The sequence below is a fragment of the Paraburkholderia fungorum genome (genome assembly GCF_902833645.1).
Classification (GTDB): Bacteria; Pseudomonadota; Gammaproteobacteria; order Burkholderiales; family Burkholderiaceae; genus Paraburkholderia; species Paraburkholderia fungorum.
The window spans coordinates 632,661-648,470 of the sequence record NZ_CADFGE010000003.1 but is presented as its reverse complement, the minus strand read 5'-3'; the positions used below and the strand labels follow the sequence as shown (position 1 = coordinate 648,470).

Below are 15,810 nucleotides of genomic sequence, written 5' to 3'. Positions count from 1 at the left end.
GTGTATTCGCCGCGTCGAAATGACTTTTCCATGCGCGGTAAACTTTCTTTGAAGGATATGTTGATGAAAAGAATTCTCATGGTGCTCGGAGCCTCGAGCGCATTTACTTTCGCAGCCACTGCGCATGCGCAAAACAGCGTGACACTCTACGGCCTTATCGATGCCGGCCTGACGTACACGAATAACCAGGGCGGTAGCAAAAATTTTCAGGAAACGAGCGGGTCGGTCAATGGGAGTCGATTTGGCCTGCGCGGAAGCGAAGATCTGGGCGGAGGGCTTAAGGCTGTTTTCGTACTTGAAAACGGCTTCAATATCGCGAATGGGAAGCTGGGTCAGAATGGTCTCGAATTTGGACGTCAGGCGTTCGTAGGTCTCTCGAGCGATCAGTATGGTGCTGTTACACTGGGTCGTCAGTACGATTCAGTCGTTGACTACCTTGCACCTCTTTCGCTAACGGGCACGGGATTCGGCGGCACACAAGCCGCTCATCCGTTTGATAACGACAACCTTGATAACTCTTTCCGCATCAATAATTCGATCAAGTACGCAAGCGTCAACTATGGCGGTTTGAAATTCGGCGGCCTGTACGGTTTCTCGAATAGCGCCGGCAACTTCTCAACAAACCGGGCGTACAGTGTGGGCGCTACGTATAACTATGGCCCGGTCAATTTTGCCGCTGGGTATTTACAGCTGAACAATAGTGGGACAGACCTGAACTCCGGTGGAGCGGTGACTAACGACGCGACCTTTACGTCTAGCTTGCAGAGGACGTGGGGCGCAGGCGCCAACTATGCGTTTGCTAACGCGACGGTGGGCCTCGTATTCACGCAAACGATCGTCGGTAATCTGGCGGGAATCGGAGCTTCAGCGTCCGGCACGTCGAACGGACTTTCCTTTGCCAGCAATAGTGCGCGCTTTAGCAACTATGAACTGAATGGACACTACTACTTCACTCCGGCGGTCTCGGTGTCAGCGGCTTATACCTTCACCGATAGTCGTATCGATGGTGTAGCGCCGAAGTGGAACCAGTTCACGCTGCAGACGGACTATGCGCTGTCCAAGCGCACGGACGTCTATCTTCAAGGTGTGTACCAGCACGTCAGCGATACTGGCAACAGCGGCATCCATGCGGTGATCAATGGGCTGTCTATGTCGAGCTCGAATGAGCAGCTGGCCGTCACTGCGGGCATACGCGTTCGATTCTGATCGAGTTCATTTTCTGCCTGAAAGTCGACGCGCGCGCCGGGGGCGGGCGCGTCCTGAATGGGACGGCCGTCGGGAGCGCGTAAAACGCAGGCGAGTTTTGCGCTCTGGAGGAATGTCGCAGCAGCATTTCACGGAAAATGTGACGAGCCCTGTCTTGTGTTGCGAGGAGGACGAATCTCAGCACGCTCGAAAGTTGATCTGAGGACCGGCTTCGATTATTCCAGATCGAAGCTCATTGTCCTTCGTTGGCGTAATAAATTTGGATAACAAAAAAAATGCGCTGCCAAAGATATAACGATCGATTGCAGAAAAATCGTTTGTTATAGAACGAGATTCGCGTTACATGCTTTAGTCGAGGGCGTCATGGAATTCGCTAGAGTCGAACTATAGAACATTCGATCACTGCGCAATGTCATGGCCGCAAACCTATCGTCTACATTGTTATGCATCAATTGAACGAAGTCAGTCAGCCCGTCTCGACACCAGTCAGGCATCCGCGCCGCTGGCGCGCGGCTACGTGCAGGAAGACGATATCTGGAATGTCTTGCGGCGTGACATAAGGAGGGAGGTGGCCTGATTCAGGCGCTCATCGTTGCGTGTTTTTCTCAATTTCCGTATGGACTGGTGGGCTTGCTCCCCTCATCGGTCGTTGACAGAACTGGTGGAACGTTTCGGCGAGCACAGCTGGCGTACCAACTCCGTCAGGCGCCAGAACGGCGAACCCTGCAGTCTGGCAAGTTGCTGCCTCACTTCTCCTAAAGCCGTCCGCGTTGCGGCGAGTTCACCTGCCAACACTGTGTCAAACCCCGCACCGTCGATCAACGCGATATCCACGATACGTGTAGCCCGATGAAGAGGAACCTGCATCTGCGGCCAGTTTGCCTGTGCACCGAAAGCCAATACCTGCGTCGCCTGAGCGAGTTTGCTGGCCCAGAGCGAAAAGGTATCGGGATGCACGGCGCCGCTACGCACCATTTCCTTGCCGAAATGCATGGCTTCGAGATGGATCTTCAATCCTTCCGACGCGTCGAACCCACAGTCGCGATTGTCCCCGATCGCTTGACGCACGGTTCCGAACGATGGCGCAAGTCCCGTTAGATCGGCCACCCAGCGTTCCGCGGCCTGCGTATAAGCGGGCGACCGCGCTGCAAGATCGCAATCGAAGATCGCATGTGCGTGGGTTGCCGCATGCTGTAATGTAAGGAGCCAATGTCCAAGAAAGGCCCGATACGCAGCGGCGGGTGCAACGCTCACGGCATGTTGCCTGCAAAAATCGAGGAATGTTCCAAACGATTCTTCTCCAGGCTCGTGCGATACATCTGGCAGATCGATGTGTAGCGCGTCGAGCACCCTGCCGACCATCGGTGCATGTCTGTTCAATGCCAGAACGGCAAACGGCACGGCCACAAAATGCGGGTTTTCGTGAGCGGCGAGCAGATCCCAGCAGGACAGCCATTGAGAAATCGGGTTTTTCTCGACCACGATGTGCACGGCCTCCGGGAAGGTGCTGCGGAACCACGGAAGTCGACCTGACGACCGGCAGAACTTGAAGACAGGCACGCCGCCTTGCTCATGAGCCGCGGCAATCAGCTTGCGTAGATAGGTCTCAAGCCGGTCAGCCCCGTCGGGAGTTTGTCCCGTGAAGCAATCGATTGAAAAGCGCTCTTCGTAGCCGGGGATACCTCGTCCATCAGGTCCAAGCAGATGAGCGAATTCGGCGAAATACGGTTTCTCTAGTCTCGGATGGCCCGAATGCCAACTGTCGGCCGTACTCGTCGCCAGATTTGTCGAGTCGATCGTCGACAACATCTCGTGCAACGGTTCATAGTAGGCGGTGACTTCGTTGAGGCGGCGAAAACACGACCATAGCCATGTGCCCGCCGTTCTGTATCCGGCATGCAAGAACACTGCTTTGGTTTCTGACATCATCGAGCGTAGCGCAAGTTGAATTCCGATAAGTGGTTGTGAACCATCGCGCCGGGGAAGCCTTCCTCCATGCGCGAACCCGGGAGAGCCGCAGTCAACAGGGCGCCAGTGGTGTCCGTACACCGTGGCTCAGGCAACAGCACAACGTACTGGCATTTCGGAACCAGCAATCGCTTTATCGCTGACCTGAACCAGGTTTCGCTGTGTCGCCGTCATCTCGAACCATGCGCTGAAACGCCGACAACACGCGTGCGCACGTGAGTGTTTGGCGCCAGAGTTTCTCTTTGAGCCGTGCGGTAGGAACCCATTGCCAGGGTAAAACAACGTTGACGGTTCCCCACGCTGGGCGCCAGCGCTCAGATACGCGGCGCCGTCGGAACAGGCTGATGGTCGGAATATTAAGACTTGAAGCAAGATGCCCGACACCTGAGTCGTTTCCGATAAACCAGCCAGATTCGTATAACCAGCATGCCAGCTCATGAGGGCTGCTAAATTCCGGCGCGGGGATGCCCCATCTTTCCAGTTCGAACCAGCGCTCGCGTTCGTGTGGTGCAATCACGAAGTTGACGTCATATCCACGCCGACGCAAATTGTGGGCCAATTTCACGAAACGTCGCGATAGCCAGCGCTTGTCCTCCGTGCTGGCCTCGGGATGAATTGCGATCCGGCGAATGTATTGGCGGTGTCGTAGCGCGGGCGGGGGCCTCATCCCGTTGTTTAAATCGACATTCGATAGTGCGAGTTCGTCGCGGCAGAAGTCGGCGAAGCGTTCCGCCATACACCCTGTGCGGTCCCCGAATACGACCCCGTCCAGATCGAGGACACAAGGGTGGATTTCCGTCAGGCGAGGAATCGGCTGATTCCGATGCATTTGCAGGACAGCGTGGTAGGGCGCCAGCATTGCCCTGGCATCCGCCTCGCATGGCAATGGTTGAATTGTCACATCGGGGAACCAGTGTCGCAATGCGTGAGCTGGGCGCCCGAATACCGTGACATCCATGCCGTTTCTCAAGAGATTTTGCACGATGACCATCAACACCAGCGTGTCGCCAATTGCGTTGGACATGACTACTGCGATGCGGCTGGGTCCGTCTGCCGCCAGGCCAGGGAAAGGTAGCGGATTCATGAGAAATTGGCGCGTAGCTGCTCGAATGCCTGAATCACCTTGCCGACGGACAACAGGTATTTCCAGTAGCGTTCCTTCAGACGTCCCGTGGGCAAGTAGGCGCCTCCAATCAGCACTCGTCCGGTCCCCCAGTCGGGGCGCCACGTGCGCGCGATACCGCGGCGCATGAACAATGAGAGGGTGGGAATCTGCAGGTTCGATGCAAGATGGCCAATTCCTGAATCGTTACCGATGAACCACCCGCACTCGAAAAGCCATGCGGCGACGTGATCAAGCGAAGAGAGATCAGGCAGCGCCATGCCTAAACGCTCGACGTGTTTCCAGTCCGCGCGTTCGTGCGGTGCAACCACAAATTGCGGGCTGAAACCCTGGTCGCGTAATTCCACCCCCAGTTGAACGAAGCGGGACGCCAGCCAGCGTTTGTCCACGGTGCTCGCCGTTGGATGGATGGCGACGCGAAGCGGGTAGTTCCGATGCTGAAGTCCTGGCGGCGGCGTGATGCCGTTACTTTTCGCGGCATCCAGCAAACCGAACTCGTCACGACAGAATAGAGCCAGCCTGTCGGCCATCGATTCTGACGAGCGGGCGCGACAGATGTGATCGAGCAGGATTACCCGGGGATGCATGCGATCCAGCCCCGCAAACGGTCTATTGCTGTGCATCTGGATGACCGTATCAAAGCGGTGCAGTTTATGTGCAAGATGATCATCGCCTAACTCTGCCTGGATATCGACGCCGGGAAACCAATCGCGCAAAGCATGCGCATGCTGGCCAAACACGGTGACTGCAATACTGTGTTTCTGAAGGTTACGCGCAACCGTCATCATCAGCAGTGAGTCGCCCACTGCCGGTGAAAGAATCAATGCCACACGGGTTACTGTTTGGATTGCCTGCCGCATAGATACATTCCATTGGCGCACTCTCAACAGTTGGCGAAGCGCTTGCCAGGTCATGAATGGAGGCCGTTCAGTGAATTGGCCACAGTCTAGATTCAGCGCACGTTACTTGAGTTACAACGGTCATTACCGAGGTTTACGTTCGCTGAGTCAGCTTGTCGGCCAGTCCACGCGCTGTTCTTTGAAAATGATGCTGGAGAAAAGCGCGACGGCGCAGCCCCCGACGATCACTGCGGTGAAGTGCGTAGGCCCGGCATATCTACCTTATCTGGCCTTGGGAGTATTGCGCTCCAGGGCAAGCTGCGCTTTTCCCGTCGGCGAGACCAGGACGGAGGATTTGCGGCTCATTTTTGGCGAAACTTTCTCAGTGATGTCTTGAATCCGGATTTCGTGATCCGGTGCGCCAGCAGGCATTCCTTGGTAGCCTGGGTCCGCATTCTGCCTTGCGACGACGCCGCAAGACGACTCGGTCCCATCATCGCGCGAAGCTGGGGCTCACCTGGTCGCACGGCATCGTTGGACAGTGACCGATATTGCACGCCACCTCAGTTGATAAGGAAACCGATTTGCCTGCCGGAACAGTCCGTCCGCCATCGTCAAGATGACAGAGCCTGCAGATGCATCAGGTTGCGACATAAACGTAGGAAACCAATCCAAAAAAAAGCCGTCCAGGCGATCCGGCAAGTGGACCGCCTGGTGGCTCATCTGTGTCTCAACGCGCTCGGCGGCTACCGGCACGTTGTGCGGGTCAGCTTCCGAGCGCCCGGATCGTCAATGCATTCTTGACGGACGTCACGCCAGCAACGCCCTTGGCGACCTGGGCTGCGCGGTCAATCTGCGACTGCTCCGGCACGATTCCTTGCAGCGTGACCGCGCCGTCCTTCACCCGTACGGTGATGCTGGCGCCGCTGAGGTCCCTGTCCTTCGCGAGCGCAGCGCGAACCTTGCGGGACAGCGCGCGGTCGGCCGCCCTTGCAGCCTTGGACTGTTGCCTGGCGGTCGAAGTCGCACCGCTCGTAGCCGTGGCGGGCGCAGATGCGTCCTGGGCATACGCTTGAAGCGAGGCGGCGGCGATCAACATTGCCCCAGCAACCAGGCTAAGTTTTTTAATCGGTTTCATGCTGTTGCTCCTGATGTCAGAGTTTTCTTGACTTCATAGCCCGCGACAGAACCATCTTCAGTACAGCATCACAAACTTTCGCTTGTATTCGTAGCAGACTCTCGCCCATGCTCCGGGTCCTGCTCGTTCGTCATTCTCACCCGAACGTGAATTTTAGCCGGGCGCATTCGCACGATAGAGCCCACGCGGCCAGCACATCGCTGATCGCAGCTTCGTCGAGATCACCAGAGACGCCGCGATACCGTCGGTTTGCCATCCGCGGGGCCAATGGTCTGCCGCAGTTATCGCGTGCCGCCGTCCACGATCTGTTCCGCGAGGCCGCTGCCCGTCGTCCCGAGCGCCCACATTGAGCCGCCGGCCGCGAGCGACACGCCCGCGGCGAACGCAAACAGGATAGGAGGATTCATGCTGACATTCACGAGCAAGCCGCCGAGCATAGGGCCTGCGATTGCGCCCAGACGGCCGATGCCCATCGCCCAGCCGACGCCCGTGCCGCGCAGTTGCGTGCTGTAGAGGGCAGCCGCGTAGGACACGGTGCACATCTGCGCGCCGATGCTCAGCATCCCCGCAACGAAGGTAGCGACGCATAGCAGTACGGGCGAATGCTGGCCGAGGCCGATGAAGAAGATCGGGACCGCCCCCGCGGCGAAGCCGGCTCGGATCACCCGCCAGGGGCTGTAGCGGTCGCCGAGCCGGCCGAGCGGAATCGAGCCGCACACCGCGCCGAGATTGAGCAACGACACGGCGATCACGCCGGCACGGACGTTTGCGCCGCTGGCACGAGCGATCAGTGGAATCCACGAGATCAGGAAGTACGTCAGCAGCAGGCTGAGAAACAGCGTCGTCCACAGCAGCAGCGTGCCGACGGCGCGGCCTTCGGTGAAGAGCAGGTGTACGGTAACGGCGCGCGAGGAAGGCGCCGTGCGCCCGGCGCTCGCGTTGCCCGGTGCCGACGACCCGCGACTCGCGAGAAAGCTGGCCGATTCAGGCACGAGCGGCACGAACAGCGCACCCAGCACGATCGGCAACAGGCCGCCGACGATGAACACGCTCTTCCATCCCCACAGCGCGACCATCGCTTCGGACGACAGGCCGCCCAGTACCGCGCCGAGCGGGAATCCGCAGAACATCAGCGAAACCAGCGATTCGCGCCGCTCGGCGGGTGCATGTTCGGACGCGAGCGTGATGGAGCAGGGCAGTGCGCCGCCGAGGCCAAGCCCAGTGACGAGCCGCATCGCGATCAGCGATGCGATCGAGTCGCTGAACGCCGTTCCGAGCGAGCCTGCTGCGAAGATTGCGAGCGAGATCACGAGGGCCGGCTTGCGTCCGACCCGGTCGCCCATCGGGCCCAACACGAGCGCGCCGATAAAGCTGGCCAGCAAACCGGCCGCGAAAACCGGCGCGAACAGGACCGGGCTGACTCGCCAGACATCGACGATATGCGGCGCGACGAACGCGATCGACTGCGTGTCGAAACCGTCGACCAGCGTGACGGCCGCGCACAGCAAGATGATGCGCAACTGCTGGCCGGAAAGCCGCACGCGGGCGGCTCCGGCCGTACTCCGTTGGTCCAGGTACATGGCTTTCCCCGCTAGAACGCGATTTCGCGCTGGATGACGCGCTTCTCGATCAGCCACCCACCGTTTTCGGCGCGGCGCAGCTGGTCGAAGACGTCGTTGACCCGCACCTGCAGCGAGCCGTCCGATGCGCGGTGCTCGAACGTAATCTGCACCGCGGTCGACTGTGAGCGGTTCGCGTCGATCGCGTCGACGCGCAGGTTCGACCAGAGGTGGCGGGTCTTGCGGCCTGGCTCGGCATGGCGCCGCTCGCAGTCGCGCGCAATCGCGTCGCGTCCGCTCAGGATGGCACCGCCCACGTGCAGCACGCCATCCGGCACGAACAGCCGGCCTATCGATTCGCCGTCTCCGCGATCCGCGCACCACGCGAAATCGCTCAGCAGGCGCTCGATGGCGCGGACGTCTTCGTTACTTATCACAAACAATCTCCTGGTTATCCGAAACAGTGATGACCCTTCGCGCGCGACGCATCGCGGCAAGCGCCGCGGTTCAAAAACGCACCGTCAAACCAACCCGCGCGAGCGTCTGGTTGCCGTTCGACGAACTCGCGGTCGACCCGATGATCGTCGCGAGCGCCTGTCCGTCGCCGCCTGCCCATTGATGGGCCAGGGTCACGTACACCAAAGTCCTCTTGGACAGGTCGTGCGCGTAGGTCAGATTGACCTGCTGCGCCTTGTTGTCGCTCAGCACCGCGTTACCCTGGTCGTACTGGTACTCGAGCGTGACTTCGTCCACACCGGTGAGCGAGTAGTAGCCGCCGATCTCGTACACGTTCACGCGTCCGCCGTTGTAGGTGTTCTCGGTGTTCGTGAACATCGCGTCGATGGCGGCGTTGTAAATGTTGACGCGACCGCCGATCCCCCAGTTGCGAATGCCGTTGTTGCCGTTGTTGATGCCGGGAAACCGCGTGTAGGTGTAGGCGGCGTCGAGCGTGACAAGCGCATTGGAGTAGCGCAGCCCGAAGCTCTGCGTGCTGTCCTGGGTGGTCGATCCAGCCTGTCCGCCGAGCCCGTACATCGCGCCGAACCCGAAACCATGGAAGATTGGGCTCTCATAGGAAACCGAGTTGTTGGTGGTGATGCTGCCCGCTGTGCGGTCGAAGTCAAACGCGCCGCCCGGCAGCCCGAGCTTCGAGAACGGACCCTGCTGCGTGTAGTACACCGGGTTGTACTTGAGCATGTAACCCCAGCGGTCGATCGTCATGTAGCGGAACATGTAATCGAACTGGTTGCCGAGCGTCAGCGTGCCGTACTTCTGGTCCTGAAGACCGACCCACGCTTCCTTGCCAAACAGCAGGCCGTTGACCATTGCGCCGGTGCCGTCGTTGAAGTTGTCGACCAGCTTGAAGATCGCTCGAAGTCCTCCTCCCAGGTCTTCGGTGCCGCGCAGGCCAACGATGGTCGGCACCATCGTGCCGCTCTGATAGAAAACGTTACTCTTGCCGTTCTGGTTGGACACGTAGGTGATGCCGGAATCGAGTATGCCGAACAACTGGACACTGCTTTGCGCAAAGACTGCCGAACTGAGGGAAAGGCCAACGACGAGAAGCAGCCAGCGAAGTTTCATATAGGTCTCCTGATTGAGTCGATCAATCTTTTAATTTATTTCAATGCGTTACCGAATATTTATTGATGCGGGAGGGCGCGGTGCGGAGCCGCCAGATCCGCAACCGGGCGCCGTCAGTCGCAGATAGCCTTAAAGCCGACGCTTTCGATCGCGAACACCGCGCAGCTTTCGTCGACGTCGGATGTGTCGCCGCTGATGCCGACCGCGCCCACCAGGTTGTCATGGCTGTCGCGCACCAGCACGCCACCGGGAACGGGCGCGATACGGCCGCCGGAGATGTCCCCCAATGACGCGAAGAACGCGGGCGCTAGCGCGGCGCGCTCCGCAAGCAGGCGGCCGCCGTGGCCCATGCCGAGCACGCCCCAGGCTTTCGCGTGGGCGATCTGCGGGCGCAGGATGCCGGAGTTGTCCTCCCGCTTGAGCACGATTAAATGGCCGCCGGGATCGAGCACAGCGACGGTCAACGGTTTGCAGTCGATCGCGCGTGCGCGGGTGAGCGCGGTATCGGCGATCTGTGAAGCGGCGCTAAGGGACAGGCTTGGCATCGGTTTTTCTCGATTCCTCAAATGGTTTCGGGTGGTTCCAGTTGGCTACGGATGGAGCTCATTGGTGCACGGTTGATTCGTCCGGCATCGGCTCCTCGTCGTAGCGGTCCGATTCCTTTCCGGGCAATTCGACCGGCGGCAGGCCGACGAGAAAGAGCTCCATCGCCTGCGTGGCCTCGATGGTGACGGTTTCATCGGATTCCACCTGCAGCGTGCCGAGATAGCCCACCGGTTGTCCCTTTACGGTGCCTTCGCCTTCAAGCACGGTCAGAATCCGGCGGCCGCGCGGATCAGTAGAGCGCCAGACGGCGCCGGACTCGAGCCGGATCATCTCAATCCACACGCCGCGCTCGGAGAACGCGCCCAGGAACTTGTGCGTGACCCCATTCGTGCCCGTCATCGCCAGCCAGTTGAACGACTCGGGGTTGATGAAGATCGGATGGCGGTAACGCGGGTGCGGGTAGCGCAACCGGCTTCCCATCGCGCGTTCCCAGATTGCACTGAGCGCCCAGTCCTTCCTGCCGTCGGGCCAGTGATAGAACGGCCCCTTGAATTCGCCGATCGCGGTTAGCTCTGCGCGGGCCTTGCGGCGCCGTTCGATGTCGAGAAACCCATAGCCGGACGCGCCGCCGAACTGCAGCACCAGCTGCATGCGCTCGCCGGGCGGCGTGTTGCCGAGCGGATCGTTCTGCGGTCCATACGCGAGCCCTTCCGGGAAATAGCCGATCTCGTTCTCGCGCAGCACGCCGGTGCGGCCGTGATCCATCGCGCCACGCAGAGGCAGGCGAATCTGTTCGAAGTTGTGGCGATGCGTCGGCATCGAGAAGTCGCCATCCTGGCGGCCCAGGACGTACATGAAGTTGTCGGGCGAGCCGGGTTCGCCACTCAACAGGTGCTTGAACAGAATCGTTCCGAGTGGATGGTCGCTGGCCCAGTCTGAATTGACGAAAGGGATGATTTTCATTCGCGGTGCTCCGGGTTGATGGTTCGTTATGTGTGGTTCAGGTCGCGCGCCGGATGACGGCCGGACTGTCGGCACCATGCGGGTCGCGCCGACGTCCTTTCAGCACGAAGATTCCCATGGTCAGGATCGCTACGCCGGCACCGAGCGAGGTCAGGCCGGTGAGCATGAAGAGTGACGGCGCTCCCAAGCCGGAACCGAGCAGCATGCCGCCGAAGATCGGCCCGGCGATCGCGCCGACCCGCCCCGCCGCCATGCAGCAGCCGATCCCGGTTGCACGCGAGAAGGTGTCGTAAAAGGCTGCGCTGAGCGCAACCGTGCAGAGCTGCGCGCCGTAGCTGAAGAAGCCGGCCAGCACCGCGATAGCCCACACGCCAGGACCCGAGTGCAGCGCGTAGCCGATCAATGCGATCACGAGCGCGCCGATAGAGAACGCGCTGCCGACCACGATCGCGGGCCGGCCGAGCGCGTCGGACACGCGCCCGAGCGTTGTGCTGCCGACGATGCCGCCGAGATTCAGCATCGCCACCGCGATCACCGCGTTTTCTATGCTTAGGCCGCTGCGCCGAGCCATCATCGGGATCCAGTTGATCAGCATGTACAGCATGCACATGCTGAGAAGGGTCGCGATCCACAGCAGCAGCGTGCCCCGCGCGCGTCCGTCGCTGAAGAGGCTGCGCACCGACACGCGGCCGCCCGTGGCGGCGCCGACTTCGCCGTTCCATGCGGCGGCGCAGCCCATCCGCTCGAGGATCGGCAGCACCTTGTCGCGCTTGCCGCGCAAAGCCAGCAGGCGCGCGGATTCGGGAATGAACGCGATGGCCACCACCAGCGCGAATAGCGAGAACGCGCCGCCCGTAAAGAAGACGCTTTGCCAGCCGAACAGCGGAATCAGCCGCGCCGAGATGAAGCCGCCGACTACGGCACCCAGCGGAAAGCCGCAGAACATCATCGCGACGAGCGAGGCCCTTCTGCGGCCGGGCGAGTATTCGGATGCCAGCGCGATGAAGTTAGGCATCGCGCCACCCAGCCCGAGGCCGGTGAACGCGAGCGCAGCGATCAAGCCGGGAATCGACGACGCAAACGGCGTGAGCAGCGAACCGATGCTCACGAGCAGCAGCGTGACCAGCAACGCGCCCTTGCGGCCCCGACTGTCGCCGATGCGGCCGAACAGCACGGCGCCTACCAGCCCGCCGAGCAGGCCGGCGCTAAAAATGAAGCCGAATACGCGCGGTGTGATGTGCCATGCGACGGCGATCTCGGGCCCGATGAACGCGATCGACTGCATGTCGAAGCCATCCATCATCGCGACGAGTCCGCACAACGCAATGACGAGGATCTGGAAGCGCCCGACTCGCTGCGAGTTGATGAGTGTTTCCAGATCGACCTGATTTGTCGTGTTCATGTCCCCTCCTGTGCATCGCAATACGGGCTGTGTGCGCGCTGCGAGCGATTTTTATGACCGGCTTTACCGGCTGACTGACGGACCGCTACCCTATCCGCGTGCCTTGCTACGCGATTTGCTTTGAGGCCTTTGTTGGGTAAAAAACGAAGCAACGCACGCAGTCTAAGGAAGCGATAGCGCCGGTGTCCATGCAGGGCGGTATATTTTTCATATAGACAGCATGAATATTTATTCGGTCGACTTGAGGTATGCGACGCGATCGACGTGGAGCGCAGCGTGAGCCCTGCCGCGGTCCTGCACTGCAGTTAACGTTCGACGAGGGTTTGAGTTTCGACCCGACCAGCTGACAAGCAGACGGCGGACCTTACTGATTCACGTGATCGATTTCGGTGAGACAGTCTTCCTGCCAGCGTCAGTAAGGGAACTTCGGGAGTGCGCGTTGGGCGTGCGCGTCGAAACCTGCCAGTTCGGCAGCACCGAGTTGGCCCAGGCGCTCGAAATCGGGCAGATCGACTTCGCGATAGGCTATCTGCCGCTGCTCGACGAGCTGTTCCTGTCGGTGAACGCTTCATCACATAGCATGGTTCGGCTGCCACTGCCGCATCTCATAAGCTATCTAATAAGGATACCTACTATTTTACCAGGAAGGCAGTCTGCAACCGTCATCTTGACAAGGCGCCGCAATCTGGTCGTCAGTTTCGGGAGTCCATTCCACTGCTCGCGCAGTGTATCGATTCACGCTGCGGGAAGGCGCCCGGCAAACGGAACTCGGAACTGTGCGTCTGAAAGCCGAGCGATTTTCCAGCACCGTCTTAGCGCGCGCACGTGCGGTCAATTCTGCGACGCGGTCAGCAGCCGAAGCTGCTCCAGTAACTTCACTGCCGGACTCGGCAAAATCCCCTGACGGCGGCGAAACGCCGTTAACGTGCGGCGTGCGACGAGGCCCGGAATCGGCAGCGTATCGAACACGCCGGCGGCGCTTTCGGTGTCGTACATCGGCATGGCCATCCAGCTCAGAAACCCCGCGCGCGTCACGAGGCTCTTCAACACCGTGATCGAACGCGTCTCGACAGCGATCGGCGGCATGCCGAAGCCGTGCTCGGCAAACACGCGCTGCATATGCTCGAACGGACCCGTCCCGCGCGGCGGGACGCACCACTGCTGATCGAGCGTGTCGGCAAGCGACAAATCCGCTGTGTTGCGCAGCGGATGATCGAGCGCGGCGACCACATAGCTTGTGTCTTCCCAACGGCAATCGGCAATCGCCGTGATCTCATCCGTGTCGGGCACCGCCATGCTGAGCGCGAGATCGATCTCGTGTTTCATCAGACTGTCCGCAAGACGGTCCCACACCCCTTCCATAATCTCCACACGCAGATTCGGCCAGCGCGCGAGCACGCCGCTCACCGCGAGCGGCAGCACGAGCGTCGCAATGCTTGCCACCGCGCCGACGCGAATCGTTCCTTTCGCGAGACCGCGCATCGCGTCGATTTCCTCGCGCGCGTGATCGGCTTCGCGTTGCAGCAGGGTGGCGTGCGGCAACAGCGCGCTGCCGATCGCAGTAAGCTGCATACCCTTCGAGTGCCGTTCGAACAGCGGCGCGCCGACCTCATCCTCGAGCCGTTTGATGGTGCGGCTCAGCGCGGGCTGCGTGACATGCAGCACTTCCGCGGCACGGCCGAGGCTGCCGCTCGCCACAATGGTGGCGAACGCATGCAATTGTTGAAGATTGAAAGTCATGCGCAAAAGTAATGCCTTTTCTCGAAAAAGGCAATTTTCAATTAACCTCCGGCTTCCGATAATGGGTCTTCAGGAAACGGCGCTCATCTACAGGAGACAGGCATGACCAGCAACGCGCCCCGTTCAGATGCATCGGGACTCGCTCAATCCAAGCCGTTCACCGTGCGCGACGCCGTCATCGATCTCATGCGCCGCCTCGGCATGACCTCGGTGTTCGCCAATCCGGGTTCGACGGAATTGCCGTTGTTCCGCGATTTCCCGCAGGATTTCCGTTACGTGCTGGGTTTGCAGGAAGCGGTCGTGGTCGGCATGGCCGACGGTTATGCGCAGGCCACCCGCAACGCTTCATTCGTCAATCTGCATTCGGCGGCGGGGGTGGGCAATGCGATGGGCAATATCTTCACCGCATTCCGCAACAGCACGCCGATCGTGATCACCGCCGGGCAGCAGGCCCGTTCGATTCTGCCGTTCGACCCGTTTCTCGCGTCGAACCAGGCCACCGAATTGCCGAAGCCGTACGTCAAATGGAGCATCGAGCCGGCGCGCGCCGAAGACGTGCCGTTGGCGATCGCGCGGGCCTATTACATGGCAATGCAGGAGCCGCGCGGGCCGGTGCTGGTGTCGATTCCCGTCGACGATTGGGACCGCGCGGCGCAGCCGGTGCCGGCACGCGTAGTCAGTAACGAGACGCGGCCCGAGCCGTTCGTGCTGGAGCAGATCGGCGCGGCGCTCGATACCTGTGAACGGCCGGCTTTCGTGGTGGGCGGCGCGGTCGACCGGGCCGGCGGCTGGGACGAAGTGGTGAGCCTCGCTGAGCGTCACAACGCCCGGGTGTTCGTCGCGCCGATGACCGGCCGTTGCGCGTTCCCTGAAGACCATCGCCTGTTCGCCGGTTTCCTGCCGGCCATGCGCGAGAAGATCGTCGAACTGCTCGGCGGCCACGATCTGATCTTCGTGATCGGCGCACCGGCCTTCACGTATCACGTCGAAGGTCACGGCCCGCATCTGCCGGCCGGCGCGACGCTGTGCCAGTTGATCGACGATCCGGCTATCGCGGCATGGGCGCCGACCGGAACAGCGGCGGTCGGCAATATTCGCTTGGGCGTGGCCGATCTGCTGTCGCGGCCCGCACCGAAACCGCGTCCGTTGCCCGCGCCGCGCGCCGCACGTCCGCGCGCGGAGCCGTCTGCGTTAATGTCAGTGGCTTTCGCATTGCAGACGCTCGCCGAGGTGCGCCGCGCGGACGATATCGTGGTCGAGGAGGCGCCGAGTTCGCGGCCGGTGATGCAGAACTATCTGCCGTTCACGCGCAGCGGCACTTTCTACACGATGGATAGCGGCGGCCTCGGTTATGGCATGCCGGCTGCTGTCGGCGTGGCGTTGGCGAAACCCGGCACGCGCGTGATCGGTCTGATCGGCGACGGTTCCAGCATGTATTCGATCCAGGCAATCTACAGCGCCGTACAGATGAAACTTCCGATCACATTCGTGATCCTGAACAATTCGCGCTACGCCGCGTTGCAGGACTTCGCGCCGGAATTCGGTTTTGGCCCGGACGATCCTGTACAAGGCACCGATCTGCCGGGACTCGACTTCGTAGCGCTGGCCGCGGGCATGGGTTGCCATGGCACGCGCGTGACCGATGCCGAACGCTTGCATGAAGTCTTGCGCGAGGCGTTGGCATCAACCGGACCGAGGCTCGTTGAAGTCGTCGTGGCTTGACCTTAAGCGAGCCCCGCGCC

General features: G+C 60.8%; 13 protein-coding genes. 2 read left to right on the top strand and 11 right to left on the bottom strand.

Annotated elements, in window-relative coordinates:
* The first annotated feature begins 63 nt into the window (after positions 1 to 63).
* Positions 64 to 1,206, top strand: a complete 1,143-nt coding sequence (locus HWX91_RS14020; protein WP_025647921.1) for a porin — start codon at positions 64 to 66, stop codon at positions 1,204 to 1,206.
* A 639-nt stretch (positions 1,207 to 1,845) separates the two neighbouring features.
* Here the strand turns inward: HWX91_RS14020 and HWX91_RS14015 are convergent.
* The 11 genes from HWX91_RS14015 to HWX91_RS13965 all read right to left on the bottom strand — a co-directional run bounded on the left by HWX91_RS14015 (position 1,846) and on the right by HWX91_RS13965 (position 14,068).
* Positions 1,846 to 3,135 (bottom strand): hypothetical protein, encoded by a 1,290-nt coding sequence (locus HWX91_RS14015; protein ID WP_052660613.1) that lies wholly within the window; start codon positions 3,133 to 3,135, stop codon positions 1,846 to 1,848.
* A gap of 172 nt (positions 3,136 to 3,307) precedes the next feature.
* On the bottom strand, positions 3,308 to 4,198 hold the full coding sequence (locus HWX91_RS14010) for a glycosyltransferase family 9 protein (protein ID WP_244144069.1): 891 nt from the start codon (positions 4,196 to 4,198) through the stop codon (positions 3,308 to 3,310).
* A 56-nt stretch (positions 4,199 to 4,254) separates the two neighbouring features.
* The gene (locus tag HWX91_RS14005) at positions 4,255 to 5,211 is read right to left on the bottom strand and encodes a glycosyltransferase family 9 protein (protein ID WP_244144068.1); all 957 of its coding nucleotides are present in this window, start codon (positions 5,209 to 5,211) and stop codon (positions 4,255 to 4,257) included.
* A 691-nt stretch (positions 5,212 to 5,902) separates the two neighbouring features.
* Positions 5,903 to 6,274: a BON domain-containing protein gene (locus HWX91_RS14000; RefSeq protein ID WP_028194303.1), complete on the bottom strand. Its 372-nt coding sequence runs from the start codon at positions 6,272 to 6,274 to the stop codon at positions 5,903 to 5,905.
* Positions 6,275 to 6,555: 281 nt separating this feature from the next.
* Positions 6,556 to 7,854: an MFS transporter gene (locus HWX91_RS13995; RefSeq protein ID WP_042273724.1), complete on the bottom strand. Its 1,299-nt coding sequence runs from the start codon at positions 7,852 to 7,854 to the stop codon at positions 6,556 to 6,558.
* 11 nt (positions 7,855 to 7,865) lie between these two features.
* The gene (locus HWX91_RS13990) at positions 7,866 to 8,270 is read right to left on the bottom strand and encodes a nuclear transport factor 2 family protein (protein ID WP_030099285.1); all 405 of its coding nucleotides are present in this window, start codon (positions 8,268 to 8,270) and stop codon (positions 7,866 to 7,868) included.
* Between the two features lie 70 nt (positions 8,271 to 8,340).
* On the bottom strand, positions 8,341 to 9,417 hold the full coding sequence (locus tag HWX91_RS13985) for a porin (protein WP_028194302.1): 1,077 nt from the start codon (positions 9,415 to 9,417) through the stop codon (positions 8,341 to 8,343).
* Positions 9,418 to 9,530: 113 nt separating this feature from the next.
* Positions 9,531 to 9,962 (bottom strand): GlcG/HbpS family heme-binding protein, encoded by a 432-nt coding sequence (locus tag HWX91_RS13980; RefSeq protein ID WP_028194301.1) that lies wholly within the window; start codon positions 9,960 to 9,962, stop codon positions 9,531 to 9,533.
* 58 nt (positions 9,963 to 10,020) lie between these two features.
* Positions 10,021 to 10,926, bottom strand: coding sequence for a hypothetical protein (locus HWX91_RS13975; RefSeq protein WP_102857529.1), 906 nt, complete (start codon positions 10,924 to 10,926; stop codon positions 10,021 to 10,023).
* Between the two features lie 37 nt (positions 10,927 to 10,963).
* Positions 10,964 to 12,328 (bottom strand): MFS transporter, encoded by a 1,365-nt coding sequence (locus HWX91_RS13970; protein WP_052660611.1) that lies wholly within the window; start codon positions 12,326 to 12,328, stop codon positions 10,964 to 10,966.
* Positions 12,329 to 13,159: 831 nt separating this feature from the next.
* The gene (locus tag HWX91_RS13965) at positions 13,160 to 14,068 is read right to left on the bottom strand and encodes a LysR family transcriptional regulator (protein WP_028194300.1); all 909 of its coding nucleotides are present in this window, start codon (positions 14,066 to 14,068) and stop codon (positions 13,160 to 13,162) included.
* Between the two features lie 102 nt (positions 14,069 to 14,170).
* Between HWX91_RS13965 and mdlC the strand changes: the two genes are divergently transcribed.
* Positions 14,171 to 15,790, top strand: a complete 1,620-nt coding sequence (mdlC, locus tag HWX91_RS13960) for a benzoylformate decarboxylase (RefSeq protein WP_028194299.1) — start codon at positions 14,171 to 14,173, stop codon at positions 15,788 to 15,790.
* The last annotated feature ends 20 nt before the right edge of the window (positions 15,791 to 15,810 follow it).

Coding starts and splice junctions, on each gene's coding strand:
- HWX91_RS13970 (WP_052660611.1), bottom strand. CDS start 12,328: ATGAACACGACAAATCAGGTCGATCTGGAAACACTCATCAACTCGCAG.
- HWX91_RS14020 (WP_025647921.1), top strand. CDS start 64: ATGAAAAGAATTCTCATGGTGCTCGGAGCCTCGAGCGCATTTACTTTC.
- HWX91_RS14005 (WP_244144068.1), bottom strand. CDS start 5,211: ATGACCTGGCAAGCGCTTCGCCAACTGTTGAGAGTGCGCCAATGGAAT.
- HWX91_RS13965 (WP_028194300.1), bottom strand. CDS start 14,068: ATGACTTTCAATCTTCAACAATTGCATGCGTTCGCCACCATTGTGGCG.
- HWX91_RS14000 (WP_028194303.1), bottom strand. CDS start 6,274: ATGAAACCGATTAAAAAACTTAGCCTGGTTGCTGGGGCAATGTTGATC.
- HWX91_RS13980 (WP_028194301.1), bottom strand. CDS start 9,962: ATGCCAAGCCTGTCCCTTAGCGCCGCTTCACAGATCGCCGATACCGCG.
- HWX91_RS13995 (WP_042273724.1), bottom strand. CDS start 7,854: ATGTACCTGGACCAACGGAGTACGGCCGGAGCCGCCCGCGTGCGGCTT.
- HWX91_RS14015 (WP_052660613.1), bottom strand. CDS start 3,135: ATGATGTCAGAAACCAAAGCAGTGTTCTTGCATGCCGGATACAGAACG.
- HWX91_RS13975 (WP_102857529.1), bottom strand. CDS start 10,926: ATGAAAATCATCCCTTTCGTCAATTCAGACTGGGCCAGCGACCATCCA.
- HWX91_RS13985 (WP_028194302.1), bottom strand. CDS start 9,417: ATGAAACTTCGCTGGCTGCTTCTCGTCGTTGGCCTTTCCCTCAGTTCG.
- mdlC (WP_028194299.1), top strand. CDS start 14,171: ATGACCAGCAACGCGCCCCGTTCAGATGCATCGGGACTCGCTCAATCC.
- HWX91_RS14010 (WP_244144069.1), bottom strand. CDS start 4,198: ATGTCCAACGCAATTGGCGACACGCTGGTGTTGATGGTCATCGTGCAA.